Origin of the sequence: Paraburkholderia oxyphila NBRC 105797 (genome assembly GCF_000685075.1) — a bacterium.
GTDB classification, from domain to species: domain Bacteria; phylum Pseudomonadota; class Gammaproteobacteria; order Burkholderiales; family Burkholderiaceae; genus Paraburkholderia; species Paraburkholderia oxyphila.
In genome coordinates this window covers 1-2,451 of record NZ_BAYD01000245.1, presented here as the reverse complement: position 1 = coordinate 2,451, position 2,451 = coordinate 1, and the positions used below count along the sequence as shown (strand labels likewise).

The window sequence follows — 2,451 nt, the reverse complement described above, 5'->3', positions numbered from 1 at the left end:
GCTCCAGGAAGAAGCTCCTGTGCTACGTCGCCTCAGATTGAAGAGCAGTATTGGAGCACTGCTTTACTCCTTTCGCTCCTGGCTTTGTGCCGCCATCAGACTTCGCGCCCAGGGCGAAGTACTCCTGGTGCTTCGAGACGTCGAAAGCTGCGAGACAGGACACCCAAAAGCGTGTGGCGACTACGGCGTTGGAGCTTCCGATTGCTCACGAGATGAGACCAGAGACAGTGACCCCAACCAGAATCAGGGTACCTAATATGGATTCGCAAATCGACTACGCAGTGGGAATGCCACTGGACATCATGGAAGAACTGCGTACGCCGGCCGACGCGACCGAGGCTCCGTTCTTCATGCCGAGGCCAGGTCGCACTCAAACCGCTTCGCTTTTTACATACGACAGCTTGTGCTGCGATACATGAGTCCTCGGGCGGACCGGGTCGCGTTCACATTGCGGCTGCTGAGGCCCGCCCCGTAAGGGTACGGCCAATGTCACGCTGCCCGGTTACCCCCGGATCTACCCCCATCGGATGGCGGAACAGAATGGACCGAAAGATCCGCGGGCACATACCGTCCCGCACCTCTCTCGCTCCCTTGGCGGCTTCGTCCCGTCGTCTCAATTTCGCAACGAATATCTGAAGCGCGAACGCTTCCAGCCTCTACACCCATGTCAAAGCCATTTTTCTGATTCCCAGGCCGTGCACCAGTCAACTTTTACTGCGTGCCCTGTCTGGCGGCGGAAAGGATGGCCATCAATTCGCGCTTGCCCACCAGAAAGTCGATAAGCGCCCTGACCTTCGCCGGCATCTGCGCACGCGTTGGCGCGTAGACATAAAAACCTGCAAACGGCTTGCACCATGTCCCCAGTACGCGCTTCAACGCCCCCGAATCCAGATATGGCTGGACGGCGATGTCAATGTGCTGGATAAGCCCAACGCCCTGCAGCGCCGCGCGGATCATCCCGTCGTCGTCGTTGGTCGTAACGCTTCCTCTCGGTTCCACCATGAAACTATGGCCCGGCTCCTCTGGCGACGTAAACTCCCAGGGATGGATCGCTCCGCTGACCTGCCGGAAGCGTAAGCAGTTGTGTCGAATCAGATCGCCTGGCGTCGCGGGCTCGCCATAACGCTCGAAATATGTTGGCGTTCCAACCACGGCCATTTCCAGCGGGGGCGTTACAGGAACCGCAATCATGTGCGGTGCGAGGCTCTCGCCTATCCGGATGCCAACATCACAGCCATCCGCAACGATGTTCGCGAGTCCGTCGTCCATTACCAACTCAAGTCCCAATTTGGGAAAGCGGGCACCGAACTCCTCCAGATGCGGCTCTATGAGGGTTTTGGCGGCGACGCGCGATGTATTCATACGAATCAAACCCGAAGGTTCGTCACGCTCATCGTGCAACGCGTCAACGGTTCGCTCAAGCGCAATGAGTGCCGGATACCAAACCTCGTAGAGCCGATGCCCTTCCTCGGTCAGCGACATGTCGCGGGTCGTTCGATAGAGCAGCTGCAGGACAACGAAGAAGTGGACTATGAGGTCACCTCACGCGACCAACCGTTCAAGGGCACCGAGGTTTCACGTAAAAGTGTCGCCGCTCTGGTCGTAGACCTCGTGAAACATCCCGAAAAGCTCGTGCGCGCCAACGTTGGCGTCAACAAACCGGGAACCGACGGCGACAAGCCCGCTTTCGTCTGAAACGCAACTCGAAGGCTACGACGCGTGCTTTTTCTGTCTTGGCGTATCCGCAAACGAGATCGACGAATCCGGCTGCGTCCGCATCGACCACGATCTGCCATTGGCCGCCGGCCGTGCACTCGCGCGCCGCAATCCTCGCATGGTGTTCGTCTATGTATCCGGCGGCGGCACTGATGCCACTGAACAAGGCCCCGTCATGTGGGCACGCGTCAATGGTAAAACCGAAAACGCTCTACAACGCCGGGGGTTTCGGGTGGTCTTCCTGTTTCGTCCCGGCTTCATTCTTCCAATGAACGGTGAACAATCGCAAACCCGGCTGTTGCGGCTACTTTATCGATATCTGCGTTGGATCTTCGTCGGGTTACGAAAGCTATTCCCCGGCAAGGCTCTCGACACCGTCAGCATGGGGCAGGCCATGCTCCAGGTTGCGCGTCACGGGAGTGACGCCACCGTACTCGAAAGCGCCGACATCTATCGGCTCGCCGAAGCGGCACACTCCACAACGCGAGGAATCGGCATGCGCGGTCGCAGTAGCTCTCGCACGTAGTGCATAAAGGAGGCTAGTGATCCGAGTTAGAAATTCATTGAATAATATTGATCGCCTCCTATAGTTGTGTCCGGTGTGTCACCTCATGCGAGGAGGCGATGATGAGCGGACGCCCCAAGAGGGAACTCGTGCTCAGCGGATCGGAACGCGATCAACTGAAGGCACTCACGATGCGGCGCAAGACGGCCCAAGCGTTGGCGTTAAGAGCA

General features: G+C 58.3%; 3 protein-coding genes. 2 read left to right on the top strand and 1 reads right to left on the bottom strand.

Going from position 1 to position 2,451, the window contains the following annotated elements; genetic code table 11:
• Positions 1-711: 711 nt before the first annotated feature.
• Positions 712-1,482, bottom strand: a complete 771-nt coding sequence (locus BO1_RS55980; RefSeq protein ID WP_084688856.1) for a LysR substrate-binding domain-containing protein — start codon at positions 1,480-1,482, stop codon at positions 712-714.
• A gap of 42 nt (positions 1,483-1,524) precedes the next feature.
• On the opposite strand from BO1_RS55980, the gene BO1_RS60555 reads away from it, so the two are divergent.
• Both BO1_RS60555 and BO1_RS55975 read left to right on the top strand, forming a co-directional pair.
• The gene (locus tag BO1_RS60555) at positions 1,525-1,695 is read left to right on the top strand and encodes a Rossmann-fold NAD(P)-binding domain-containing protein (RefSeq protein WP_245644152.1); all 171 of its coding nucleotides are present in this window, start codon (positions 1,525-1,527) and stop codon (positions 1,693-1,695) included.
• Positions 1,646-2,242 carry a Rossmann-fold NAD(P)-binding domain-containing protein gene (locus BO1_RS55975; RefSeq protein ID WP_156992819.1) on the top strand — a complete coding sequence of 199 codons (597 nt, stop codon included), beginning with the start codon at positions 1,646-1,648 and terminating at the stop codon, positions 2,240-2,242. The genes BO1_RS60555 and BO1_RS55975 overlap by 50 nt, the downstream gene beginning before the upstream one ends.
• Positions 2,243-2,451 lie beyond the last annotated feature (209 nt).